Here is a 25,669-nt window from a genome sequence, read left to right as displayed (position 1 = left end):
GCCGTGGACAAAGTACAGTTTGAACAAGTGTTTGGTTACTCGAATGACCAAGCAATAGTTAGCTATTCAAGTCGTGGGGAAATTTCTTTTGCCCAATTTAAACGTGAATTGGCATTTATTGAGCGAAAGCTAAAAAAATCCCTAAACGAAACTGGGTCCAAAAGAGCTGCCATTTTCTGTGAAGATAGTTACGAGTTTAGCCTGCTCTTTTTTGCTGCTATGTCTTGTTGTGAAGTCGTTGTTATACCGGCAAATAATAAGCGATTTACCCAGCAAAAACTGGGTGAGCAAACCCTATTACTGGGCAGCTGGGAAGATAGCTCGGCATTTAGTATAAATATTCCGGATCAATGTAGAGAGGAGCTTTCTGTTCCCAGTTGTTTTGATGCTGGTATTCAATTATTCACATCAGGAACCAGTGGTGAACCACAAACCGTTGATAAAACCTTATATCAACTGCTCAATGAGGTTAAGGCCCATAATCTTAAGTGGTCACCCCGGGTAGCTAATACAACTACTTTGGCAACTGTAAGCCATCAGCATATATATGGCTTACTGTTTAAATTACTGTGGCCACTAGCCAGCGGGCGTCGATTTGTTAGTAAGACTTATGTGGATATTGTGGGATTACTCCAAGACGCCCACAAGTGGGGGCCTGCCGTGTGGGTTGCAAGCCCTGCACAGTTAAGCCGCCGTATTTCTTCCTGGCCATGGGCGTTGGGAAAATCCTTGGTAGATATCTTTTCTTCTGGGGGGCCTTTACTGGAAGTAGACGCAAAGGCGATTGATCAGTTGTGTGGAATCCAGCCTATAGAGGTCTATGGAAGCACTGAAACCGGGGGAATTGCCTGGCGTAATCAATTACGTCAGAAAAGTTGGAGTCCACTAAAAGGAGTGAACATTGCAAAAACCAGCGATGGATTACTCAAAGTCTCTTCTCCGTGGTTACCCAAGGAGTTTATTTGTCAGGACAAAGTACAAATAAGTACAGACGGTATGTTTGAACTTAAGGGGCGGGCTGATCGCATTGTTAAGATTGAAGAGAAAAGAATTTCTCTTACACAAGTTGAGTCCCTATTAGTTGGTAGCTCATATATTGTAAAAGCCAATGCACTTGTTCTGGAGCGTAAAAGAAAAATAGTTGCCGCTGTTGCCACACTAACGGAATCCGGGAAAGAACTATTACAAAAGAAAGGAAAGGCTTCTCTTGTTCGTAAACTTAGAGAAACCCTGGCCAAGGATCTTGATGGCGTGGCTGTGCCACGTTCTTGGCGTTTTGTTGATGAAATCCCCGTTAACTTACAGGGAAAAATAACGAGAGACCTGCTAATGCAACTTTTTGATGAAATTCCGGCAGCAATGGTGCCACAGATTATTAGCAGCGAAATATTAGATAATACTCGTGAAGTTAATTTTACGGTTAATGACGATTTGCCTTGCTTGGATGGTCATTTTGAAGGCTCACCGGTAGTGCCGGGGGTGGTACAGCTGGATTGGGCTATGCATTTTGGCCGCCCACTTGTAAAAGCCGGCAGTACGTTTACCCAAATGGAAGTGATTAAATTTAAGCAGTTAATGATGCCCGGTGATACTGTCACTTTATCTTTGGAGTTCAGCCAGGAAAAGAACAAATTAAATTATTCTTTTCGGAACACTCAAGATGGCAATTTAGAATATAGCAGTGGTAGGTTGTGCTTCAGCCATGTCTAACTTTTGTTTTGTAATACCCGTTTATAATCATGAGGGGGCAATCGCAGAGACGCTAGCATCTCTGGATGACTTTAACCTGCCTTACATTCTGGTAGATGATGGCTGTGATGAACCCTGTAGAATTGAACTGCAACGGTTAGAGCAGAGCTACGGTCCCCGGGTTCACTTGGTTGTTCGCCAGGCTAATGGTGGAAAAGGTGCTGCGGTAAAAAGTGGTCTGCGAGCTGCGAAAGCGCTTGGATATAGTCATGGAATTCAAGTCGATGCCGATGGTCAACACAGCCCCGCTGATATACCTCAATTCCTAGAGAAAAGCAGAAAGTGCCCTGATTCACTGATTTGTGGCTATCCGCAATACGATAAATCAGTACCTAAAGTTCGTTTGTGGGGACGCTATCTAACTCATGTATGGATCTGGATTAATACTCTTTCTCTGGAGATTAAGGATTCCATGTGTGGGCTGCGTTGTTATCCCTTATCTCGGACTGTAGATTTGTTAGATCACGAGTATACCGGTGATCGAATGGATTTTGATCCAGAGATATTGGTACGGTGGTATTGGAGCAAAGGCGGTCTCTGCCAGGTACCTGTTAATGTGAGCTACCCAATAGATGGCGTTTCCCATTTCAGGGGATTTGAGGATAACTTCCTTATATCGGCAATGCACACCCGTCTATTTTTTGGCATGTTGGCCAGAACTCTGCGTATTTCGACAGTAGGACGAAAAGCGTGAGTAATTTACACTGGTCAAAATACCGGGAACAAGGCTTTTTCCTGGGTATCAAGTTCTTATTCTGGTTGCATCACTGGTTGGGTCCGATTGCCTTTAAAGTTGCGGTACACCCGGTAGTTTTATGCTATTACCTAAAAAATCAGAGTGGCCGCAATTCGATCCAGGAGTACTTGGAATTATTCACTAAACGCTACCCATCTAGCGAAATAGAACCGAATTGGAAAACCGGATTTAAAATTTTCCTTAATTTTGCTAACAGTGCTAGAGAAAAGCTTGAAGCTTGGTTTGTGGGTATCCCGGATAGTCAGGTAAATTTTCCAGAAAGAGCGGGTCTTCACCAGTTGGCCGCTAGTGGCCAGGGTGGATTAATTATTGGCTCTCACCTCGGGAACCTGGAGGTTTGCAGGGCACTTGGCAGCCTGACAAAGGTACGGGTAAATGTGTTGGTGCATACAAAGCATGCGGTGAAATTTAACCGCATGATGAAGATGCTCAACCCCCTGAGTCAAGTTCGGCTTATCCAGGTGACAGAAGTAACTCCCGCTTTAGCGATGCGACTCTCCGAGGCTGTTGAAGCCGGGGAGCTGGTTGTTATTGTTGGCGATAGAACACCTATTAACTCTATGGGGCGCACCTGCGAGGCAGAATTCCTAGGGCGAAAAGCGCCTTTTCCCCAGGGGCCCTATATTCTTGCTGCGCTGCTCAAATGCCCGGTGTACACACTTTTCTGCCTGCGCAGTACTTCCGGATACGATATTTATATGGAAAAACTCTGCGATCGCGTTGTGATGAAACGCGGTGACAGAGAGGGGCATATTCGCTCTCTTGTCGAGGAGTTTGCACGACGGTTGGAACGCTATTGTCATATAGCACCTTTGCAATGGTATAACTTTTACCCGTTCTGGGATCAGCAAAAATGAATTCAGCAGTACTACAACGAACCCAAATAGTCTTTGATGGCACAGATCTATCTATTGATCAGGTAAACACCATTGCAGCTGGCCGTGGCGATATCTCTCTATCTGATGAAGAGGGCTTTGTCGCAAGGATAAATCGCGGTGCCGAGTTCCTGGATAGCCTTTGGCAGAAGGAAGGTGTGATCTACGGAGTAACCACTGGATATGGTGATTCCTGTACCGAAAGTATTCCAGCAGACCTGGTGGAAGAGTTACCTCATCGGTTATTTACCTTCCACGGTTGTGGAATGGGGGAAGTCTTTACTCTTGAGCAAAGTAGAGCGATTGTTGCTGCTCGGATTGCCAGCCTTGCAAAGGGCAGTTCAGGGGTCCGATATCGGCTGTTGCAGCAATTGGTTTTGTTACTTCAGAAAGACATTATTCCGGTAATTCCCCAAGAGGGTTCTGTGGGAGCCAGTGGCGACTTGACCCCACTGTCTTATGTTGCTGCGGTTTTGTGCGGGGAGCGCAAAGTTTGGTACCGAGGCCACCAGAGAGATACTGCTGAGGTATTCGATGAATTACAGATTGAGCCATTAAAGCTATACCCAAAAGAGGGTTTAGCAATAATGAATGGCACCGCCGCAATGACTGGCTTGGCGTGCTTAGCCTACAAACGGGCAGAGTATCTAGCACAGCTGAGTGCTCGTATTACCTCCATGATGAGCATTGCACTGGATGGCAATGCCTATCATTTCGATAGCGCGCTTTTTGCAGTGAAGCCTCACCCCGGTCAAAACCAAATTGCAAAGTGGATTCATGACGATCTCAATGTTGGTGCTGCTCCAAGACAAAATAGCCGATTGCAGGATCGCTATTCACTTCGGTGCGCTCCCCACGTAGTGGGTGTATTACAGGACTCTCTGCCCTGGCTCCAGCAGTTTATTCATAACGAACTAAACAGTGCCAATGATAACCCGATCATCGATGGTGAAAACGAGAGGGTGCTTCATGGTGGGCACTTCTATGGTGGGCATATAGCCTTCGCCATGGATAGCCTGAAGAATGCGGTAGCAAACCTCTCTGACTTACTGGATCGACAAATAGCCCAACTGGTAGACGTTAAGTTCAATAATGGACTCCCGGCAAACCTATCAGGTGTAACCGGGCCTCGAAGATCGATTAACCATGGCTTTAAGGCTGTTCAAATTGGTGTGAGTGCCTGGACTGCTGAAGCACTAAAGCAGACCATGCCCGCAAGCGTTTTTTCCAGATCAACGGAGTGTCATAACCAGGATAAGGTCAGTATGGGCACCATTGCTGCCAGGGACTGTATCAGGGTATTACAGTTAACGGAGCAAACAACCGCAGCGGCACTGATGGTTGCTTGGCAGGGCATTCAGCTTCGAGTTCGTAGTGGAGGAGTGGATTTGGAAAAATTATCTACCGCTCTTAATACCACAATCAGGCAGATAGGAGATGAATTTTCTTTTCTGGAGGAAGATAGAGAGCTTGAACAGCCATTGAGAAAATTCGTTTCGTTAATTCAGCAAAGACATTGGCGCTTATATGAAAACTAATAAACCTATGCGCCCTGAAAAATGGACGGCACAAGTTGAACTACAAATTCCTTTCCACGATGTGGATATGATGGAGATAGCTTGGCATGGGCATTATGCAAAGTACTTTGAAATAGCCCGATGTGCATTGTTTGATCAGTTGGAATATAACTACCAACAGATGAAGGAATCAGGTTTTGCCTGGCCGGTCATAGATTTGCGCGTACGATATGCAAAGCCTTTACGATTTCAGCAGTGGATTGTTGTTCGCGCTGAGGTTTCTGAATATGAAAATCGATTTAAGATCAATTATACGATAACAGATAGAGATACCGGTGTACGCTTAACAAAAGGACATACCGTACAGGTAGCTGTCGAAATAAGCAGTGCCGAAATGCTGTTTGCATCGCCTCCAATTTTGCTGGAAAAATTGGGGGTAAATTAGTGATGACTGCCAAGCGCTTGGTTTTATTTTTTATTTGCTTTCTATTTCCCACAGTAACTTCTGCTTTGACTTCAGAGCAGCAGGCGGTTTTGCGGGAGATAGAGAAAAATATTGTGTCATCTCCACAGATGCTTGGCACTTTTTCCCAGACAAAGAGGCTGCCCCAGTTGCCCAGGCCTCTGGTTTCTTCAGGCATCCTGGCTATTTCTGAAGAGTTAGGATTAAGCTGGCGAATAGAGAATCCAATAGAATCCCATCGAATATTTAAGCTAGATGATGCTGATTCCGGAAATCGGGTCAATAGCAATATTGTAGGAAATCATGTGGCTGATCCTCTATTAAAGATTATCAGTGGTGATTTTAGCGAACTGGATCAGACTTTTACGGTGGGACCACAGATCGCAGAAGAGCAATGGCGAATTAACTTAATTCCCAAACAAGAGGCTTTTAGAAAGGTTATTGAATCGATAGAAGTCGTGGGAGACAAAAAGATTCGGAAAATAGTACTAGCTGAAGCCAACATGGCAATTACTGAAATAGATATTATGAATTTACATTCAGTTGAAGCTAATAACAGTCAACTACTGAGTGAATTCTCAGAAGATAACCAGAAATAATCTCATGTCACGTCGAGTTGTTATTTGGCTTTCCTTTGTTAGTGTAATTCTTGGGATAACTGTATTACGCTATCAATCCAGCTGGCTGCAAACAGATATTTTGTTATTAGCTGATAATAACTCCGACTCGGTAAGTAGTGCTGGCATCCAGAAAAAAGTCAGTCAGCAATTACAGGGAAGTTTAATTTGGGTTTTAGTTTCTGAAGGAAAAGAATCACAACGTCTGGCCAGGCATACCCAAGAGTTGGCGCAGAAACTAAAGGCCGCTAAATCTTTAGAGTCTGTTGAATATCGTTGGACCGATTCTGAAAGCTATAAAGAGGAGTGGGAGCTGCTCTTTCCTCTGCGCCAACAGCTACTCAGCCTTGAAGATAGGGCGTTATTAGACGCTACGCCAGAGGAACTTATACAGCGTCAATTGAGTAAATTATACGGGCCTGACGGCGCTGGAATCGATTTGGAGAAAGATACTTTCTCAACTTTTCGCAATTACTTTACCGCTGATATTGGAGTTACTCCACAAGTCTTTGATGGAATTCCGGTACATACAGAAGGACATAAAGTTTTTACCCTGCTTTATACGCTGGCCGCACCAGTTGATTTGACTGGAGAGAGCGATATATCACTTCTTTCTTTACAGTCAGAATTAAAGCAATGGGCTCAAAAAAATGGTTATTCGCTGCTGGTAGCTGGAGCCCCCCTGCATACAGAGTATGCTGCTGCTATGGCACAGGATGAAATACGCCTGATTGGCTCCCTTTCGATCCTTGCTATTTGCTGTCTATGTATTGTTGTCTTTCGCTCATTAAAACCTCTACTAGCTTGTACATTCGCAATTCTATGTGGCGTGGCCAGTGGCATATCTGGCGTCATTATCATTTTGGGCCAAATTCATATACTGGCTTTTGTATTTGGTACGACGGTTTCTGGATTGGCAATCGATTACGCATTTCACTTTATTTGTAATAGATTGAGGCTTGGCAAGCCAAAAGATAAGGATATTTTACCTGGGCTATTGTTGGGCTTGATATCAAGCTGCTTGGCATTTTTCTCTCTTGCATTAACACCTTTTCCGCTTTTACAACAAATAGGGGTTTTTGTCGGCTGTGGTTTAATAGGGGCTTGGTTGACTGTAATCCTGTTATTTCCAGGCTGGATTAATATTAAGCATAGGCCTTTATCGTTTTCCAGTCAGTTTCCTAAACTCAATATTAGGTACTACCTGTTCCCATTGGTTGGGCTGTTGATTTTTGGAGCTGCGGCACTTCAGAAAATTCAATTTAATGATAACCTAAAACTGTTTTACCAGCCTCCAGAATTTCTTACACAAGATGAAATAGATCTAAATTCTCTGATTAGATCCCGGCCAGACTCCCGTTACTTTCTGGTTTTTGGTGAAGATGAGCAACAAGTATTAACACGGGAATGGGAACTTAGAAATCAACTGGACTATTTAGTAGAAAAGGAAATTATTAGTGGTTTTCAGGGGGTAACCAACCGGATACCTCCAGAAGAGGTTCAAGAAGCTGACTGGATGTTATTGTCGAAGTTTTATAGTGGGGATGCTGTCAGGTCTTTTTATCAGCAATTGGGTTATTCTGCACAAGATATTAATCAACAGTTAAAATCTAAAATACAGCCATTCAATACCTTTAACTTCTCTGAATGGTTGCCAGTTGCAGGTCGGCAATATAAAGGACTATGGCTGGGTTGTGAAAATAATCACTGTTATTCTGTGGTTCGTATTTATGGCTTAACAGAAGATTTGTCATCTTTAGAGTTACTGCCTGGAGTAACCTATGTCGATACTACCAGAAGTATCTCTAATGTGATGTCACAACAACGTGATCTGTTGCTGCAATTACTACCATTAATATTCATTGTTGTATTTTTAGTGACGGCAACTAAAACAGGAATAAAACAAGCCTTAAGTATAGTTGCACTTCCATCCAGCGCAGTACTAGGCACCCTGGCGATAGTGATTTTACAGGGATCAGCAATTAATCTATTTCATGTTGCGGCTTTATTGCTTGTCTTTGGAATTGGTATAGATTACGCAATATTTAGCCATACGAGCCGGAAAGCAGAGCAGCATTATACCCTGCTGGCGATAGCTATGGCTGGGTTAACAACTTTTTTAGGGTTTGGTTTGCTAGCATTGTCTGGCACACCGGCGATTGCAAATTTTGGGTTAGTCCTGGCTGTGGGCACAGTATTAACTTTGTTGTTGGCATTTCTATTTTTTTGTACACGGGGTAAGGGATATTAGCCAATGAAAGAAATTAAGTCTGACGTTGTTATTATTGGTGCCGGACCTGCTGGAGCTGTAGCCGGTGTTTTGTTGGCTAAAAATGGCTGGAGTGTATCGATCGTTGAGCGAGAGATGTTCCCTCGCTTCTCTATCGGCGAGAGTTTGCTGGCACAGTGTATGGAATCTCTTGAAAACGCAGATATGTTGGAGGCAGTAAAATCCGCAGGCTTCCAATTTAAAAATGGTGCTGCTTTTGAATGGGATGGTGCCCGTACCTCATTTGACTTTCGTGAAAAATTCACACCAGGGCATGGTACAACTTTCCAGGTACAGCGAGCCAAGTTTGACAAAATACTGGCCGATGAAGCTGAGCGCCAGGGAGTAAAAATTTATTATCGTCATTCTATTGTATCAGCTGATATTGCCGAAAATGGTGCGGAACTGATTGCAGAACACAATGGTGAAGAGCTTGCTTTCCAGGGCCGTTTTGTTCTGGATGCAAGTGGTTTTGGACGAGTTCTACCAAGATTACTGGACCTGAATCGTCCGTCAGAGTTTCCTGTACGTGAATCAGTATTCACACATGTAGAGGACAATATTACTGATAGTAATTTTGACAGAGATAAAATACTTATCACAGTCAATCCCAATGAGAGAGATATTTGGTATTGGTTGATACCTTTCGCCGATGGCAGAGCTTCTGTTGGCGTTGTTGGTGAGAAGGAAAAGATCGCGGCTTGGGGACAGGATCCAGAACAGATCCTGAAAGGTGCTATTTCGGCCGCACCAGAGCTGGCAAAAACTTTATACAACGCAAAATTTGATACCGAGATTCAACGTATTCGTGGATATTCGAGCAATGTAACTAAGCTGGCAGGTCCAGGCTTTGCTCTTTTGGGAAATGCTGGTGAATTCCTTGATCCAGTATTTTCTTCAGGCGTTACCATCGCAATGAAGTCTGCAGAGTTAGCCGCTGAATGTTTACACCGTCAACTCTCTGGAGAGAGCGTTGATTGGGACAAAGAGTTTTCTGTGCCTTTAAAGCAGGGTGTTGAAGTTTTTAAAACGTATGTAAAGGCTTGGTATGATGGTCGTTTTCAGGATGTGATTTTTTATCAGACTGAGCAAAAAGAAATTAAAGGAATGATTTGCTCAATATTGGCAGGTTATGCCTGGGATAAGAAAAATCCTTTTGTTGCTGCTGCAGAGCGTAGATTGAATACACTGGTGGAAATATGCTCCGCTGGTTAGTGCTTTATTTTAGTATCTTTACTCTGGTGGGTTGTATTTCCCCTAGGGTAGAAAAAGATAAGTCTGAAGGCTGGTCTTTGGCGCCTCTTTTAGCTGAGCAACCGCGTCAGATGAATCAACATTTGCGTATTGTTTATCAAAACAATGTGTACGAAGTGATTGCGGCCACCTTGCTCTCTTCAGAGAACATGAGGGTTTCGCTTCTCAGCCCTGAAGGTATGAGTTTGTTAGATATTGCATATGATGGTAATGAGATCAGCACTCATCACTACATGCGTAGAGCGGCAAGTCTGCCACCTGAAAAACTGTTAGCAGACATTCAGTTTGTATATTGGCCAGTTACTCAGCTGCAGAAACAATTACCTGTTGGGTGGAAGTTGCAAGAGTCCATAGTTGAGGGGGATTATATCCGTCAGCTCTTCCACAATGGAGAAATAAGTACAGAGGCGCGCTACAGTACTAATGATATTTGGGAAGCACAGGTTGAGCTTGAGCACAAACGACTTGGTTACAGGTTAAGCATCAGGAATTTTTAGGTATGACTAATTTCTATCTTAATCATATGGGCATCATCTGTACCCTGGGAAATTCTGCTGAATCGGTAGCTAAACCCCTTTTTAGCGGTGATAGCTCTTTTATGCGACCGGATGAAAACCGATTATTAAACTATCAGGGAAACCTGGGTATTGTGCAGGAGAAGTTGCCAGAATTACCGAGTTCGCTACAAGCCTATCACTGCCGTAATAATCAGCTGGCTTTGGCTGCACTGGGCCAAATCGAATCAGAGATCGGTAGTCTTGTTGAAAGATATGGTACAAGCCGAGTTGGAGTAGTTATGGGAACTTCAACTTCTGGGATCGATTCTGGTGAATCTTACCTCAGTGGTAAAAAAGACACTGGTTACAATTACCGGCTTCAACAGCAAATGGCAGGACTTAGTACTTTTGTCGCAAAGTATCTGGGTGTGCAAGGCGTACAACTTACAGTTTCTACAGCGTGTTCATCCAGTGCGAATGCCCTTGCCAGTGCCCGGCGCCTTCTCTCTACCAATGTTTGTGATGCTGTGGTTGTTGGTGGTGTGGATTCTCTTTGTGGCATGACGATTCGTGGCTTTCATAGCCTGGGGGCACTTAGTGCGGGCCAGACCAACCCCTTCAGCGTTAATCGGGATGGTATTAATCTTGGGGAAGCTGGCGCAATATTTGTGATGACCAAAGAACCTGGGCCTGTGATTCTATCCGGTGTTGCTGCCACGTCTGATGCCCACCATATGTCGGCTCCAGATCCAGAGGGGCGCGGTGCAGAGGCCTGTATGCGCAGAGCACTGGAAAATGCGAGCTTGGATGCAACCGATATTGATTATCTAAATCTCCATGGTACGGGCACACCACAAAATGACTCTATGGAGGCTTTAGCCGTTGAAAGGGTGTTTGGAAGCCAACTGCCTTGCTCTTCCACTAAACCTTTAACCGGGCACACATTGGGAGCTGCTGGTGCACTTGAAGCGGCCTTTTGCTGGCTTGCCCTGCAAAATGATCAACTCCCCCCCCATCAGTATGATGGGCATTATGATCCAGAGATTGTGCGGCTGAACCTTTGCCAGGGCCAAGAAGCTGCTGGAGGATTGCGCTACGTAATGAGTAACTCCTTCGCGTTTGGTGGGAGTAACTGCTCGGTAATTATGGGCAGTCAGAGGTAAAATATATGCAAAAATATACTGCTGGAGAATTGGTTCCACACAGTGGAAATATGTCACTTCTCGATGAAGTAGTTTCAGTAGATGAGGAACAACTGCTGGCAAAATTGCGGGTCCGAGATGATGGAATTTTTTCTCGCAATGGTCGTGTTCCCGCCTATGTGGGAATTGAGTATATGGCCCAGTCAATAGCGGCATTTTCCGGTTACCACGCCAAGGAACGGGGCGAAGAGGTTCGCCTGGGCTTTTTATTGGGTACCCGTAAATTTGTGTCAAATGTTGAAAGTTATCGCTGTGGCGATGAACTGACGATTGAAGTCCAGCGTTTGTTGCAGGCTGAGAATGGCATGGCGACATTTGAGTGTGTAATAAAGGGCCCCTCCATCGAGCAAAGCGCGCGGTTAAATGTATATCAACCGGACAACGTGGAACAGTATTTGAAGGGTAGAAATTAAATGTCTGAGTGGATTTTAGTTACGGGTTCAAGCCGTGGTATAGGTCGGGCAATTGCCCTTCAGTTAGCTGAAGATGGTTATAATATCGTTTTACATTGCCGTAGCCGCCGTGACCAAGCTGAAGAGGTTGCAGAGGAAATTGCCAAGCTAGGAAGTAAAAGTAGAATTCTTCAGTTTGATATTTCTGATCGGAACCAAACTAAAGATGTTTTGCTAGAAGATGTCGATGAACACGGTTGTTACTATGGGGTTGTATGCAATGCAGGTGTAACTGCTGACAATGCTTTTCCCGCAATGCCTGCCGAGGATTGGGATTCAGTCGTTCACACAAATCTGGATGGTTTCTACAACGTCTTGCATCCCCTGACTATGCCCATGGTTAGACGCCGTGCTCCCGGTCGAATAGTTGTGATGACTTCGGTCTCTGGCGTCGCTGGAAATCGAGGACAGGTAAACTATTCCGCGTCTAAAGCTGGTTTGATTGGTGCGAGTAAAGCGCTCGCACTGGAGCTGGCGAAACGAAAAATCACCGTTAATTGTGTTGCTCCGGGTCTTATTGATACCGATATGCTGGATGAAGATTTGCCGGTTGAAGACATTTTAAAAATGGTTCCAGCCCGCAGAATGGGCAAGCCTGAAGAAGTCGCAGCGACTGTAGCCTTTTTAATGCATGAGCGGGCTGCTTACATTACCCGTCAAGTTATTTCCGTAAATGGTGGTCTCTGCTAATGAAGCGTGTTGTTGTTACAGGAATGGCCGGAATATCTCCTATCGGCCAAGATTGGGAGTCGGTTAGTGAGTCTTTGCAGAGCCGTCGTTCCGGAATTGTTTATATGGAGGACTGGGACAAGTATGAGGGACTTGAAACTCGCCTTGGTGCCCCAGTAAAAGATTTTGAAAAGCCATCTCATTACAATCGCAAACGCGTTCGCAGCATGGGGCGCGTCTCATTAATGGCGGTTCGCGCCAGTGAAATTGCTCTTCAGGATGCGGGATTGTTGGATGACCCCATTCTCAAAAGTGGAGCTGTCGGTGTCGCCTATGGCTCCTCTGCGGGAACTCCCGCTGCTATCGCTGATTTTGGCAATATGCTACTAAATCATCGTACTGATGGGCTGAATGCCACCAGCTATATAAAAATGATGTCTCATACGGCAGCGGTCAATATCGGAGTATTTTTTGGCTTGTGTGGGCGGGTTTACACCACCAGCTCTGCTTGTACTTCTGGCAGCCAGGGAATTGGGTATGCCTATGAAGCGATCCGCAATGGTAGCCAAACTATTATGGTCGCCGGTGGTGCAGAGGAGCTGTGTGCAACTGAGGCAGCAGTTTTCGATACGCTTTATGCTACCTCCACAAAAAATGATACTCCTGAAGCGACCCCGCGTCCCTTTGATAGAAACCGGGATGGTTTGGTGATCGGTGAAGGTGCTGGCACGCTGATTCTGGAGGAGTATGAGCATGCTGTTGCACGTGGAGCCAGAATTTATGCGGAAGTTGTTGGCTTTGGTACAAATTCTGACGGTAGCCATGTTACTCAACCCCAGTCGGGGACTATGCAGGTGGCTCTGGAGCAAGCTATAGCTCAATCTGGCGTAGATGCTAGTGAGATAGGTTATGTCAGCGCACATGGTACTGCCACGGACCGAGGAGATATCGCCGAGAGCCATGCGACTCGCAATGCGTTTGGTCGTGCTGTGCCTATCAGTTCCCTCAAGAGTTATACCGGCCATACTCTAGGTGCCTGCGGCGCTTTGGAAGCTTGGACAAGTATCCAGATGATGCGCAATGGTTGGTTCCATCCCACAATGAATTTGGCAGAAGTTGATGCTGATTGTGCGGACTTGGAATTTATCCAAGGCCCCGGCAAGCACATCGATACAGAATATGTCATGAGTAATAATTTCGCCTTTGGTGGAATTAATACTTCATTAATATTTAAAAAAATTCTTAATTAATAGATGAGTGACCTTTAAATAAGGGATAGCAGATGAAGTGGATACTGGCTGTAGTTTCAATAATTTTCTTAGCTCAGCCAGTATTAGCTGACGAATTGTTGTTAAGTTTTGGTGGTGGACCACAGCCGGATTCAAAACAAAATAACAAGACCTTTGGCTTAGACTACTCCTTTAAAACGTTTGAAAAGAGTTATCGGCAGCATATTGATATAGGTGTAAGTTACACAGAAATTAGTACTAGTGCGGATGAAAATAAACGCATAAGGGCTTTTTCCATTTACCCGCAGTTAAATTTGTACCCAAGGCAAAGAAGTTGGGGGCAACCCTTTTTCTTTGTTCGAGCATTGGGCCCCAGTTATATATCCAGTAACTATTTAGGCGATCGACGCCAAGAGAACAACTTTTCTTTTCAGGCGCAGGTGGGTTATGGCGCAAGAATTAACTGGAGGAAAAAGGAGGATCTGGTACTAATGGTATCTTGGAAGCACTTTTCAAATGCTAATTTGTTTGATGAAAATGATGGTATAGATATGCCATTTGTCTTAAATGTTGGCATAAGACTTTAAAAAATACTCGTATTCTCCCAATGATAGGTATCATTGGGAGAATGCTTAAGCTTTAAATTGATAACTGCTTAATAATCGCATCATTCAAGTTACGTACCCAGCGATTGTAATTTCTGTGGATAGTATAGTATTTTTCATTGTAATCAAGCAGGTCGCTATCTTTATAAGTAATACTATAATTATCCATATCGTATTTGATATCTGCCTCAGCGTGATGTTTGCGAACATTAATTGAAGCGATTATTTGTCCAGGGGCGACCTCACGACAAGTCCAGTTTCTTGCTATACATCCCGCGATAATTGATTTTTTAATGGTATCCTGAGTTTGTGCAGAACCATCAAGGCGGTCAGGAATACTTCTTTCTTGGATATTCATGACTGGATTACTGGTGCAGCCAGCGAGAGTTAATGCAAAAGCCGCAGAGAACAATATTTTCTTAAAATTTTTCATTTAAATATCCTGTTGGTAGTTTTAGGATCAAATTTCGTGGTTTTTCTTCATCCACTTCGCTACATCATTACCAAGTGTATGAACACAGCGTTGGAGTACTTGGCAAGAGTTTTTAAAATTTGCACCAAATCCACCGCTAGAATTTCTAGTATTAGTAAAACTGTCTACTAATTTTCCATTATTGTAAAGTTCCGCCTCAATAGATACCGACTTTCTATGTCCTAACCAAGCGTTACCAGAACTCAGGGCATTTAGAATACTTAGTTTGAGAATATAGCCCTCTGACTGAGGATTTAGTTCAGACGTTGAAGAGATATAGTATCCATATTTACTAAGAAACTTATGGGTCGAATTAGAAAACTGCGAGCCGAGATTCGGGCATTCACTAAGTATATTGGCAGCAATTACTTTCTCATCATGATAGTGAGCTGCTGAATTGATCTTAATGACATCTTTTGCCATTGCTAAAGAAGAGATACTTAAAATTGTACCAGCTAGTACGACTTTAAATCCGCTGATATTCATATTGCCTCAAAGAAATATTACAACTGCCAGGAAGTATACAGATGTAGCCAAATTGATAAATTGTCGAATTTTTATGCGCGATAATTTACCAGATAAGAAAGCCTGACAATAGTGGTTAAACGAACTTTAGGACAGATGATTTTTCACTGAAAAGTAATATAACGGAACTCAAAATTCATTTTATACCCATCAGTCATCTTTAAATTTCTCGACACTGACAAATGTATATTGCCGTCAAAAGCTAAAATTTAGCAGTTGATACCGTAGTGCTCGGAAAACTAAATCTCATTGAGGGTTCATTTAATTGATTTCGATGGATTGGCATAACTCCAACCATCGCTCAATCCCCGCACTTCTATATTTTTGTCGATGTAGGGCGAAATAAAATTCTCTGTGAAAATTTCTCTGTGATACCGGCAATTCGATTAATGAGCCCCGCTTCAGGGCATCAGCTAAAGAGACTCTAGATAGGCAGCTGATACCGAGCCCAGCTTCCACCGCTCGCTTAATGGCCTCTGTATGTTGAAGCTCCAACAAAATATGGAGTTTTGGTAGTAGTCCGACCATTGCACGCTCAAAAGTCTGACGTGTACCGGAACCGGGCTCCCGGGTAATCCAGGTGGCTTTGAGCAGATCTCTGTCTGTCAGGCGCTTGCGTTTGGCGAGGGGATGAGAGGGGGCGCAAAAGACGACCAATTCATCACTGCGCCAGGGAATCATTTCCAGATCTGGGTGATTAAATTCACCCTCAATAAGCCCAAGGTCTAACTCAAAGTTGAGCACCCGCTCTGTAATTGCCGAGGTATTGGCGACTTCCAGCTCCACTCGTGTGCCGGGTTGCTCTTCCATGTATCGCGCCATTACATTCGCTGCCAGGTAATTGCCAATAGTTAGGGTTGCCCCTATTTTTAGGCGCCCCAGATCGCGATGACTGGCGAGGCTCTGTTCTAATTCCTGTGCCCGTTCCAGCAGTTCCTCCGCCTTGGGCCATAGTTGCCTACCCAGCTCATTCAGGCGCAGGCGCTTGCCGGTGCGCTCGAATAAGCGCAGCTCAAACTGTTGTTCGAACTCTTTTAGGGCGGTGGAGGCGGCAGACTGGGACATGCTCAGGCTCTCTGCCGCGCGGCTCACATTCTCGTGGTGGGCACAGGCCAGGAATACCTCCAGTTGGCGCAAGGTATAGCGCAAAGGGAATTCTCCACTTAATCGTTAAAATAGATAAGGAATATCGAAATATCCCACTTTGCCAATAGATCTTCCAGAGCTAAAATTCAACTATCAAGAGATTCGTGGAATAACCGGTTTTAAGTTTATGTCCAAATTGAATATAGAGAAGGTGTTGGATGTCCATCACTGGAACGACACGCTGTTTAGCTTTAAGACCACCCGAGATTCGGGTTTTCGCTTTGAGAACGGACATTTCACGATGATCGGTCTGCAGCAGGACAACGGCCGTCCACTGCTGCGTGCCTACTCCATTGCCAGTGCCAACTACGAAGATGAGCTCGAATTCTTCAGCATCAAGGTACCCGATGGACCCCTGACTTCTCGTCTGCAGAAGATTGTGCCGGGTGATGAGATCTATGTGAGCCAGAAGCCCACCGGTACTTTGGTTGCGGATCACCTGTTACCTGGCAAGCGCCTTTGGTTGCTGTCTACGGGTACCGGTTTGGCACCTTTCATGAGCATTATTAAAGATCCTACTGTCTACGAGCGTTTCGACCAGGTAATCCTTACCCACGGGGTGCGCTATGTCTCTGAGCTGGCCTATCAGGAGCAGATCGAGAATGAGCTACCTGAGCATGAGTACTTTGGTGAGATGGTGCGTGAGCAGCTGCTCTACTACCCTACTGTGACCCGTGAGCCTTATCGTAATACCGGCCGCCTGACCGACTTAATGTTGTCCGGAAAACTTTTTACAGATCTGGATGTGCCCAAGCCGAATGTTGAAGAAGATCGCTTTATGCTGTGCGGTAGCCCGGCAATGCTGAAGGATCTCACCAATATCCTAGATGACTGGGGATTCAAGGAGACCCGCGCAGGCGTGCCTCACGAGTATGTGATTGAGCGCGCTTTCGTCGAAAAATAAGTTGGCCAGTCCAGCGATGAAAAACCACCCACGCGGTGGTTTTTTTATGGGTGAAATACAAACGCTCGAAACTATCCTGACCTTGTGAAACCCTTGCCTTCTATTTTGATTCGAGGGTGAATTTGCTGGGAGTGGCTAGATGAAGCGGTTTTCCCTGGGAATACTACTGTTTTCCTTTCTGTGGCTAGGCGCCTGTACACGGGTGCCGGAGGGGGTTGAGCCCGTACAGAATTTCCAGCTGCAGCGCTATTTAGGCCACTGGTATGAGATAGCCCGCTTGGACCACTCTTTCGAGCGGGGTCTAACCCTGGTAACGGCGGACTACAGCCTCAACCCCGATGGTTCTGTCGCAGTGGTGAATACCGGTTATTCACAAGCGCGTGATGATTGGCAATTGGCGAGAGGGAAGGCCGAGTTTGTTGGTGCAAAAGATGTAGGACACTTGAAAGTTTCTTTCCTTGGGCCCTTTTATTCTTCCTATATCGTGATTGCCCTGGCAGGCGATTATCAATATGCGATGGTTTCCGGCTATAACAAATCCTATCTGTGGATCTTGTCCCGCACCCCGACTATGCCCAAGGATGTTCTGGAGCGGTTTTTACAGAAAGCTAAGGCGATGGGTTATCCCGTCGACCAGCTGATTTTCCCCAAGCAGGAGGCGCAGCCGGGTAATAAACCCTCCGCGCAGTCTTCAAGATAAGGGTCTGTTCAAAATTCTGCGCTCCCTCCACCAGCTTGTGCAGACCAATAACAGCAAAATCAAAGCCGGCCATTGGCGCTCAATAGGCATTTTGCCTGAATAACGATTATCAACTGGCCCCAAGCGTGCGGCGGCCATTTGTCGGGTCTCCCTGGCATTTAGGGACCGTTGCCACTTGGGCCAGTCCTGTTTAGCAAAGACATAGAAGTATAATACCGGCTCCCCATCCATATCAGTCTTAAGCTGATGCCAGCCAGAACTCTGTGGCCAGAAGCTGTAACACTGGCCCTGGGTATTAGTACTTACAGCAATCCCGTCAATGGGTTGGGACTCAGGTTGAGAGCTTAATAATATTGGTCTCTGATTAGAAAAAAGTGGGCTGCATAGAGTGGTGCGCTCCTTTGCACGCGCTAACTTATTGGAGAGGGTTACTGGCGGCTGACTACCTAAATGCTTGAGTTGGTAATCAATTATCGACTTCCACAGGCTGGCGAATTCAGTAGCAAACCCACTGGTTAGCCAGCGGTGGCTGTCGCTAAATAGAATAAAACCCAAGTGCTGCGTCTGGGTGGAACGTCCCCAGAAAAGGGGAGTTTCTTCATTATCCAGTAAGAAGTCACTGGAGCTGGGCTGCACGGCTATAAAGCCTAGGTTACGCAGTGGGGGAGTTTCCTGATTGTCTGTTTTTTGGTAGCCAAAGCCGGAGTGTAAATGGGGTGCTTCTCCCCTTTGCAGAGGCATGGATTGGGCTGCAGCGTATTGGAGAAACTCTTCAGAGCTATCGCCACTGACTAACCATAACAGTGACTTTGTGGCGGCCAGCTCGCGGAGCTGATGCTTTTGTTGAGAGGAGAGTTGTGCCCACAAACTGCTATCGAGAATGGCTAAATCGAAGGGACTTTCCTTTGTAAGTAGATTCGCAGACTCGGTAAGTGGAAGGCCGTTGAGAGTCTCTTTTCTACTAATTTCAGGTGCCAACTGGGTCATCACCTGTGCCGCTACACCGGATTGACGCAGCCAGCGGGAGAGGGCGGCTGTCTCAAAAGAGGGGCGTGTCAGCCACAGTAACAACTTGGGTTGGAGCGGTTCTCGCACCAGGATGGGTAAAGGATCTGTATGGGTTTCGCCGGCTTCGCTTTCCGTCCGTACTCGGTATAGCTGGGGGCCTGCGATTTTTGGGGTGGCAGTGAGTTGTGCCTGAATTGCTTCTCCTACTTTCAGCTCAAGACTGTCTTCAATATGGCCGTAGGGATTGAGCAGACTAATTTTTACGTTTTCAGTCAGTGACTGGTTGTTGTGAACCTTTAACTTTAAAGGATCACCCAGGGTAATTCGCCGCTGCCAGTCGAATTCCCAACTGTTATCAGATTCCTGGATCTTCGATAACTCCAGGCGCACTGGTGCCAGGTCTCGCAGTTTGTCGCGGCCGAGTGGCTCCCCATTGAGGGAGATATTTTCCACACCATTGAGATTTATTGGATGTGAGCTCGCCAGTTGTTTGCTGTCGATAGAGATATTGCGCTCGGCGGGAATGATTGCCGGCGGCTGCCAGAGCATCCAGGCACTCAACCAAATCGCCAGTTGCAGGCCATAGTCGAACGGCTTGGCACCTCTGCGGCGCAATAGTACGAGTGATGCTAAGCAGGCCAACAGGCACAGGCCGGGTATCAAGAAATCAATCACAATGATTTCTCCCCTTGCTGGTGTAGCCAACGGCTGAAATGACCGTCGGCCTCAGTTTGCAAAGGCAGTGAAGGTGCAGATTCCGGTGCTGGTAGTAGCTGATAGAGCAGCTGATTTAGGGAGTTTGTGCAATCAATGCAATTCGGTTTCTGGTGGCGCTGCTGGTATAAACGCAGCTGTTTCGACAGCTCCAGGCCAAGATCTAATGATTGCTCTGTGGCTAGCTCATTTATCTGCACCAGCAGATCGGTATCGAGTTCGGCGCCAGCGTTTACCTGGGCCATTAGGGCGAGCACCTGTGCTCTTTGTTTTTGTTCAAAGGCACTGTCGACGGTTTCTGGCGCTACGTCTTCCCGTTCACCGCTAAGCCGGCGGCTTTCGTCTATGGGGGGCGCCTCGAAGCCGACTCTTTGTAAGTAAATACGCGAAGCTTGCTGTACTTCCTTGATAAACCGCAGAGCCCGGTGCTGGTGGGGCAGGGAGGCTTGGGGCTCTATAACCGACAGGTCGCGCCAGGAACTCCACATAGCATTCAGCGCGTTGCGCAGTAGCTCCTTGGTTTGGGGATCAAACAGGGTGGCATGCTCTGAGCTGTCATGCCGGTGTCCGGCAGAAGCAGCTATGCGCTCTGCCTGTTGGAAATGGGAGTCTCGCTGTGCAAAGGGAGTGGCATTTTCTTCGCCATGTGACTGGTGCTCACCTTGTTCTGTATGATCGTGGCTATGGCCGTGTTCGGACTCCTCTTTATCATCGTGCTTCTCGCTCTCTGCGCCAGAGTGCTCCGCTTCCGAATCCTCTTCGCCGAGAAAGCGGCCGTAGCGCATGCGCAGCAAATTCTGTTCATAGGCTAAACCCTCGGAGCGTTTGCGAAACTCCTGCGGATGCAGCTGCTCTCGCTCGGCTAGCAGGGCCTCGGTGTCAATAATCAGCTGGCGTTGGCTGCGGAAGTACTCCGGTAATATCTTAATCGCCATACCCTCGCTGTCACTCAGCCCGAAAATCTCTTCTTGCGGCCAGCGCAAGATAAAGTGTTGGCTCTTGGCAACGTTGGCGCTGGGCTCGCGGTTATCCCTGGCCTCCAGATACCAGTAGAGTTCATCTCCCGCTTCCATGGAAAACTGGTGGATGGGCAGGAGGAAATCGTAGCGAGCTGCTTTCTTATCTTCCGAGAGGCTTGTTGATAAAGCAGTGGATTGCAAACTGGTGAGAGCAATACGCTCTTCGCGAAAGCGTAAATTTTCCCCGGTGCCGCTGGCGAGGGTGACCAATAAATCCGCAGAACTCACCTGGTAATCATCATTAATGATTACTTTCACGGGAATACTTTGAGCGCTCCCTTGAATGGTATCGACGCGCAAGCTGGGTGCCTCAAAGGTAAACTCCGGGGCACTGTCTTTTTGCACCCGAATATTATGAATTTCCGGCAATAGCATTTGGCTCTCCGCGAGTTGCACTGAGAGCTGGTAAAAGTCTGCTTTAGCGATCGTGCGTTGTAATTGCCATTTTTTACTGGGTAGATCACCTAGTGGAGAAAAGGCGAAGCGCTCAGTTTCGGCCAGCATTTCCAGCCCTTGCACCGGTTGATTCAATTCAAGTTGCCACTGGACCGCAGACTGTTCCGGCACATCGATTTGTAGGGATTGGTTGTTGGCTGTGAGCCCAGTGTAGGCGGGCGGCTGAATATGGGTTGCCGCGCGTGTTATGGCGAGCTTATCGGCAACGGGAATAGCTGTATTTTGTTGCGTGGTCTCAGTTTTATCCCCGGTGAAGTGAGAATCGCCCAGTACAAATAACAATAGTCCCAGGCAGGCACCGAATGCATTTGTCAGGGTACTGCGGAGTTTTTTTGGACCGAAAGACGACCGGTCGCCACTTTCCAGCAGTTGTTGCAGCGCTGTTTTGATACGCGTGCGCTGTAATTGCTGCAATGGACTTAGGTTGGTTTTCTGTTGGCTAAGCAACTGGCTGCTGTCTTGCAGCTGTGGATATTGTCCATCCAACTGTCGACATAGGTTTTCAGGGCTTGGGCGCCAGCTGCGATCCAATAGAATTGCTACAACAATAATTCCGAGCCAGGCGAGCAATAGCCACTCTGGCCAGCCGAATACAAAAATGCCCAAGCTAGCCAGAAGGCTGAGGCCAGTGGCAAGCCAGAGATAGGGCCGCAGGGCTGTCAGTTGCCAGCGCCTGCGCACAGCGTTAAGGGTGGACTGGTGCTTATGCATGGTCGGCCTCCCTATTACTATCGATTGCCATGATGGCTGGGGGGCGAGATAGGGCATTTAGGCGTTCAAAGGCCAGAAGTAACAGTAGGGCGATAATTAACCAGGGTTGCAGTTGTTCAATACGACGGTTTTCCACCTCGCTGTCTTCTACAGGAAGGCCTGCCACTACTTTATTGGCAGACCAGTGGCCACGATTTTGGTGTTGCAGAGCCCAGTCTTGCCCAGACCACTGCTGCCATAAGCGTTCAGGTAAATCCGCGCGGCGATAAAAGGCCTCGCTATACCAGTCACTTTCGTAGCGCAGCCAACTTCCCCGTCCCACTGAGGCCGCCTGAGCTGACTGGCTGTTATCCACAGCAACGAAGTTGAGATTATCGGCAGGGGGGATACTGTTGTCGGTGATTAACAGGCCCCCATCTGTAACAAATTCCAGCACGGCTTGTGGCAGGGGAGCGAGGCCTGTGTAGATCAGCCAATCTGTCTGCTCGGCACTGGGTGTCTCTTCTCGTTCCTGAATATGCACCGATAGTCCCGGCATATTGCCTTGCCAGTCTTCCAGCACAGGCGCCCACCAGTTGGGCGCTTTGCCCATTAAAGCGATACTCGGTAATGCCTGGCTCGGAGCTGTGGATGCTTTGTTGAGGCCGTGCCACTGCCAATGGGGACTGACTCTTAGTGCCTGGTGGGATGCTGGAACTCCGTTGTTTATCAACAGGATATGAGCCCTGCGCAAATCCGCCCGGCGTGATAGTGCTGATAGAGTTTTCCACAGGTCCACATTTTGTGGTGGTGGTGAGGTTACTGAGGGTGTTTCTGGGGATAACCACAGCACTTTATAACCTTCCCCGACAAGCTGCGGCAGTGAATTGTGGATAAATGTATTCGCTTCGCCCGCCCCAATTCTGGGGTCTACCAGTATCACGCCCTTTTGGGGATAAATTTCCCGTTTAATCAGCGGCTGTGCCAATAAACCTGCCAGCAGGGCGACGATTAGCAGGCGCAATAGCAGCAACCACTTGTTATCCACAATAGGGCGGCGCGCGCGACTCTGTGAATATCTTTGTACCCATTGCAGCGCAGCAAAGGAGATCTGCTGTGGATTACTTCGGCGCAGCAAATGAATGGCGACAGGGATAATCAGGGCTGTGAATAGCCATAGCCACTGTGGGGATTGAAATAAGTTATTTATCCACAACATCTCAGCACAACCTGCCGTGCAGTTGAATAAATTGCCGCAGTGACTTTTCCACAGGCTGCTCGATAAGGTCGGTCTGCAGTGAACACTCCTGTGTGGCAAAGCGTGCTTTTAACTCGCTCTGCGCTTGAGCAAAAGCATCCAGGTAAGACTGGCGTTGCCGCTCGGCATCCACTTCTAAAGTAGCGGGAGTACTGGCGCTTACTTCTGGATTGAGCAGCTTTAGCTCTCCGCCAAAAGGAAAAGTCTGTTCTGCCTCAATTAACAATTGCAGTGGCAGGCAGGGGCGGCCGGCGGCATGCAGGCGTGCGGCAAAATCGCCGATCTCATTACCCTGTTGAAAAAAATCACTCAGTAACACCACCTGACAGGGCCGCTCAAAGTATTGCCACAGTGGCGCCAGTTGAGTGTGATCTGGCCAGTGGTCGCTGGCGTCGAGTTGTTGTAGCTGAAGAGCGATTTGACGCTGGTGGCTCTCGCCCTGGCCTTCGGGCACATAAACCGTCCGACGGCTGTTAAACGCCAATAGGGAATAGCTGTCTCCCTGGGCGTTGAGCAGCCAGCATAGGCTGGCAATCCAGCACTTGGCGTAATGCAGTTTATTCAGGCTGGGCTCGACAAAGCTTGCCTGGCTCAGGGAGGCGCTGGTATCGAGCACAAAGCATACGTGCATACGGCTCTCCTGCTCGGTCTCGCGCACATAGTAGCGATCACTGCGGGCAAACAGTTTCCAGTCGATATGGCGGATGGAATCACCCGCTTGATAGCCTCGGTATTGATGAAATTCCAGGCCGGTGCCACGGCGCTGGCTGTGTTGCACACCGAGCATTACGCCCTCGGCGACATGCCGCGACAGCCACACCAGATCGCGACAACTGGCCAGGGTTTTGGGGGACAGGTATTCCACGCTGATCAGTCCCGGCCCGGTTCCGGCACCGCCGTCAGTAATTCATCAATCAGCTGTGGCATCTGCACGCCATCGGCCTGGGCCTGGAAGCTGAGCAACACCCGGTGGCGCAGCACTGGCAGTAACAAGCTGCGGATATCCTCGCGGGTGACGGCGAGGCGTCGTTGCAAAAGGGCCCGTGCCTTGGCGGCGAGAATCAGAGCCTGCCCCGCGCGAGGGCCGGCGCCCCACTTGATCCACTGTTGCAGGGTATCGCTGCCGCTGGTTTCCATACGGGTAGCGCGCACTAGTGCCGCCACGTAGCGGTACAAATCGTCGCTTACATGAATTTCCCGCACCAGTTTCTGCATTTCGCGCAATTGCTCCGCATCCAGGCTGGGGCTGGGTTTGACCCTGCTGGCACCGGTGGTGGAGCGCAGGATTTCAACTTCATCCCGCTCATCGGGATAGTCGATATGAATATTTAACAGGAAGCGGTCCAGCTGAGCTTCCGGCAGGGGATAGGTGCCGGCCTGCTCGATGGGGTTTTGTGTGGCCAGTACGAAATAAGGATCGGGCAATTTCAGTGTTTTACCGCCCACGGTTACCGAGCCTTCCTGCATGGATTCCAATAGGGCTGCCTGGGTTTTCGGCGGTGTGCGGTTAATTTCATCGGCGAGCAGGATATTGGTGAAAACCGGGCCCTGCTGGAATTTAAAAAAGCGCTTGCCGGTGCTGTGATCCTCTTCGAGGATCTCACTGCCGAGAATATCTCCGGGCATTAAATCCGGGGTGAACTGTACCCGCTTAAAATCCAGCGCACTGGCATCGGCGAGGGTTTTTACCAGCAGGGTTTTACCCAGTCCCGGCACCCCTTCGAGTAGGGCGTGGCCGCCGGCCAACAGGCAGATCAGCATCTGTTCCACCACAGGTTTCTGGCCGACAATCACCCGCGCAATTTCCTGTTGAAGATTGTCGAGGCTGTGCAGTTGTTGTTCGATACTATTTTCCAGGGTGGTCAGCATAATCAGCTCGTCAGTGCGTAAATAACAATGTTCACCGCAAATTTTGTGTTATCGATGGCGAGCCAGCGTTTGTTGCGGTAGTCGTAGTCCCATTCGCAGCCGAAATCTTTGTTGCTGTAGAGCACGGCGATACGGCCGTTTACAACAATGGCTTTCAGGTAGTCGTGTACCAGATCATCACCCCAGCCATTTAATTCAAAGCTGGTTACCGGCAATTCATCGAATTGAAAGAAACAGCGGTAGAGGTCGTGATTGTCCGGGAGTTTTTGCAGGCAGTCTTCGCCAAACAGCTCGGCCATTTGCGCTTCGAAGGATTTGGCAAAGAGACCGTCGATATCGTGGTTGCAGTCGTCAACAAATACAAAGCCACCGCGATTGACGTAATCGCGAAAATTCTTTGCCTCTTCCGTAGTGAATTGCACCAGCTTGTGTCCGGCCAGGTAGCAGAAAGGCGCCAGCAGCATTTTCTTATCGGCCAGCGGCACTATGTGCTCTTTGGGATCAACCCTGAGATTGGTGTATTCCACCAGTGAATTGAGCAGGTTGGAGGGCATGCGCTGATCCACATCCCAGTCACCGGATTCGTACATCAAGCGGGTGAAATAAAAATCGTAGTGCTCCTGTGCACTACCCGGTGCTGTATTTTGTGCGCGTGTGCCCAGAGGCAGCGCTGCGGCGCAGCTACCCAGGATCAGGCGCTGAAGAAAAGCCTTGCGGGTGAGGGACACGGGATAACTCTGTTACTGCGTTGGT

At 47.5% G+C, this 25,669-nt stretch carries 25 protein-coding genes; 16 read left to right on the top strand and 9 right to left on the bottom strand.

What is annotated here, in order from left to right:
* Positions 1–3 precede the first annotated feature (3 nt).
* From ACJJIC_RS02600 to ACJJIC_RS02535, 14 genes are read left to right on the top strand one after another with little or no spacing between them, the layout of a single operon-like run.
* A complete protein-coding gene (locus ACJJIC_RS02600) occupies positions 4–1,710 on the top strand; it encodes an ApeI family dehydratase (protein ID WP_445356397.1) in 1,707 nt (568 codons plus the stop codon).
* Positions 1,703–2,443 (top strand): glycosyltransferase family 2 protein, encoded by a 741-nt coding sequence (locus tag ACJJIC_RS02595; RefSeq protein WP_445356396.1) that lies wholly within the window; start codon positions 1,703–1,705, stop codon positions 2,441–2,443. Before ACJJIC_RS02600 ends, ACJJIC_RS02595 begins: the two co-directional genes overlap by 8 nt.
* Entirely contained in the window at positions 2,440–3,363 is a 924-nt protein-coding gene (locus ACJJIC_RS02590) for a lysophospholipid acyltransferase family protein (RefSeq protein ID WP_445356395.1), read from the top strand. Before ACJJIC_RS02595 ends, ACJJIC_RS02590 begins: the two co-directional genes overlap by 4 nt.
* Positions 3,360–4,919 (top strand): HAL/PAL/TAL family ammonia-lyase, encoded by a 1,560-nt coding sequence (locus ACJJIC_RS02585; protein WP_445356394.1) that lies wholly within the window; start codon positions 3,360–3,362, stop codon positions 4,917–4,919. Before ACJJIC_RS02590 ends, ACJJIC_RS02585 begins: the two co-directional genes overlap by 4 nt.
* Complete coding sequence (locus ACJJIC_RS02580; RefSeq protein ID WP_445356393.1) at positions 4,909–5,343, top strand: acyl-CoA thioesterase; 435 nt, start codon at positions 4,909–4,911, stop codon at positions 5,341–5,343. Before ACJJIC_RS02585 ends, ACJJIC_RS02580 begins: the two co-directional genes overlap by 11 nt.
* A 2-nt stretch (positions 5,344–5,345) precedes the next feature.
* Positions 5,346–5,960 (top strand): LolA family protein, encoded by a 615-nt coding sequence (locus tag ACJJIC_RS02575; RefSeq protein WP_445359700.1) that lies wholly within the window; start codon positions 5,346–5,348, stop codon positions 5,958–5,960.
* A 4-nt stretch (positions 5,961–5,964) separates the two neighbouring features.
* Positions 5,965–8,229, top strand: a complete 2,265-nt coding sequence (locus tag ACJJIC_RS02570) for an MMPL family transporter (protein WP_445356391.1) — start codon at positions 5,965–5,967, stop codon at positions 8,227–8,229.
* Between the two features lie 3 nt (positions 8,230–8,232).
* Complete coding sequence (locus ACJJIC_RS02565) at positions 8,233–9,462, top strand: NAD(P)/FAD-dependent oxidoreductase (RefSeq protein WP_445356390.1); 1,230 nt, start codon at positions 8,233–8,235, stop codon at positions 9,460–9,462.
* Complete coding sequence (locus tag ACJJIC_RS02560) at positions 9,447–9,998, top strand: ApeN family LolB-like membrane protein (RefSeq protein ID WP_444883326.1); 552 nt, start codon at positions 9,447–9,449, stop codon at positions 9,996–9,998. The genes ACJJIC_RS02565 and ACJJIC_RS02560 overlap by 16 nt, the downstream gene beginning before the upstream one ends.
* Positions 9,999–10,000: 2 nt before the next feature.
* Positions 10,001–11,161, top strand: coding sequence for a beta-ketoacyl-ACP synthase (locus tag ACJJIC_RS02555; RefSeq protein ID WP_444899377.1), 1,161 nt, complete (start codon positions 10,001–10,003; stop codon positions 11,159–11,161).
* 5 nt (positions 11,162–11,166) lie between these two features.
* Positions 11,167–11,613 (top strand): hotdog family protein, encoded by a 447-nt coding sequence (locus tag ACJJIC_RS02550; protein WP_444887675.1) that lies wholly within the window; start codon positions 11,167–11,169, stop codon positions 11,611–11,613.
* Positions 11,614–12,342, top strand: a complete 729-nt coding sequence (gene fabG, locus ACJJIC_RS02545; protein ID WP_444883329.1) for a 3-oxoacyl-ACP reductase FabG — start codon at positions 11,614–11,616, stop codon at positions 12,340–12,342.
* On the top strand, positions 12,342–13,571 hold the full coding sequence (locus ACJJIC_RS02540; RefSeq protein WP_445356389.1) for a beta-ketoacyl-ACP synthase: 1,230 nt from the start codon (positions 12,342–12,344) through the stop codon (positions 13,569–13,571). Before fabG ends, ACJJIC_RS02540 begins: the two co-directional genes overlap by 1 nt.
* 32 nt (positions 13,572–13,603) lie before the next feature.
* Positions 13,604–14,137, top strand: a complete 534-nt coding sequence (locus tag ACJJIC_RS02535; RefSeq protein WP_445356388.1) for an acyloxyacyl hydrolase — start codon at positions 13,604–13,606, stop codon at positions 14,135–14,137.
* Positions 14,138–14,189: 52 nt separating this feature from the next.
* On the opposite strand, the gene ACJJIC_RS02530 is transcribed toward ACJJIC_RS02535, so the two are convergent.
* From ACJJIC_RS02530 to ACJJIC_RS02520, 3 genes are all read right to left on the bottom strand, one after another.
* Positions 14,190–14,588 (bottom strand): ApeA family protein, encoded by a 399-nt coding sequence (locus tag ACJJIC_RS02530; RefSeq protein WP_444883332.1) that lies wholly within the window; start codon positions 14,586–14,588, stop codon positions 14,190–14,192.
* Positions 14,589–14,615: 27 nt separating this feature from the next.
* The gene (locus tag ACJJIC_RS02525; RefSeq protein WP_445356387.1) at positions 14,616–15,113 is read right to left on the bottom strand and encodes a hypothetical protein; all 498 of its coding nucleotides are present in this window, start codon (positions 15,111–15,113) and stop codon (positions 14,616–14,618) included.
* 300 nt (positions 15,114–15,413) lie between these two features.
* Positions 15,414–16,301 carry a LysR family transcriptional regulator gene (locus ACJJIC_RS02520; protein WP_252084054.1) on the bottom strand — a complete coding sequence of 296 codons (888 nt, stop codon included), beginning with the start codon at positions 16,299–16,301 and terminating at the stop codon, positions 15,414–15,416.
* 124 nt (positions 16,302–16,425) lie between these two features.
* Here ACJJIC_RS02520 and ACJJIC_RS02515 point away from each other — a divergent pair, with 124 nt between their 5' ends.
* Both ACJJIC_RS02515 and ACJJIC_RS02510 read left to right on the top strand, forming a co-directional pair.
* Positions 16,426–17,202 (top strand): ferredoxin--NADP reductase, encoded by a 777-nt coding sequence (locus ACJJIC_RS02515; RefSeq protein WP_444899372.1) that lies wholly within the window; start codon positions 16,426–16,428, stop codon positions 17,200–17,202.
* A 139-nt stretch (positions 17,203–17,341) separates the two neighbouring features.
* Entirely contained in the window at positions 17,342–17,902 is a 561-nt protein-coding gene (locus tag ACJJIC_RS02510; RefSeq protein WP_444910928.1) for a lipocalin family protein, read from the top strand.
* Here the strand turns inward: ACJJIC_RS02510 and ACJJIC_RS02505 are convergent.
* From ACJJIC_RS02505 to ACJJIC_RS02480, 6 genes are read right to left on the bottom strand one after another with little or no spacing between them, the layout of a single operon-like run.
* Complete coding sequence (locus ACJJIC_RS02505; protein ID WP_445356386.1) at positions 17,894–19,585, bottom strand: hypothetical protein; 1,692 nt, start codon at positions 19,583–19,585, stop codon at positions 17,894–17,896. The genes ACJJIC_RS02510 and ACJJIC_RS02505 overlap by 9 nt on opposite strands.
* Complete coding sequence (locus ACJJIC_RS02500; RefSeq protein WP_445356385.1) at positions 19,582–21,810, bottom strand: hypothetical protein; 2,229 nt, start codon at positions 21,808–21,810, stop codon at positions 19,582–19,584. The genes ACJJIC_RS02505 and ACJJIC_RS02500 overlap by 4 nt, the downstream gene beginning before the upstream one ends.
* Positions 21,803–23,008: an N-terminal double-transmembrane domain-containing protein gene (locus ACJJIC_RS02495; protein WP_445356384.1), complete on the bottom strand. Its 1,206-nt coding sequence runs from the start codon at positions 23,006–23,008 to the stop codon at positions 21,803–21,805. Before ACJJIC_RS02495 ends, ACJJIC_RS02500 begins: the two co-directional genes overlap by 8 nt.
* 1 nt (position 23,009) lies before the next feature.
* Positions 23,010–23,912, bottom strand: a complete 903-nt coding sequence (locus ACJJIC_RS02490) for a DUF58 domain-containing protein (RefSeq protein WP_445356383.1) — start codon at positions 23,910–23,912, stop codon at positions 23,010–23,012.
* Between the two features lie 5 nt (positions 23,913–23,917).
* Positions 23,918–24,916: an AAA family ATPase gene (locus tag ACJJIC_RS02485; RefSeq protein WP_413663963.1), complete on the bottom strand. Its 999-nt coding sequence runs from the start codon at positions 24,914–24,916 to the stop codon at positions 23,918–23,920.
* A 2-nt stretch (positions 24,917–24,918) separates the two neighbouring features.
* Positions 24,919–25,644, bottom strand: coding sequence for a DUF4159 domain-containing protein (locus tag ACJJIC_RS02480; protein ID WP_282930459.1), 726 nt, complete (start codon positions 25,642–25,644; stop codon positions 24,919–24,921).
* Positions 25,645–25,669: the final 25 nt, after the last annotated feature.

It is taken from the genome of Microbulbifer mixtoriginis (SeqCode) (genome assembly GCF_052468275.1).
Note: the sequence above shows the minus strand (reverse complement) of the source record. Positions and strands in the feature narration are given on the sequence as shown.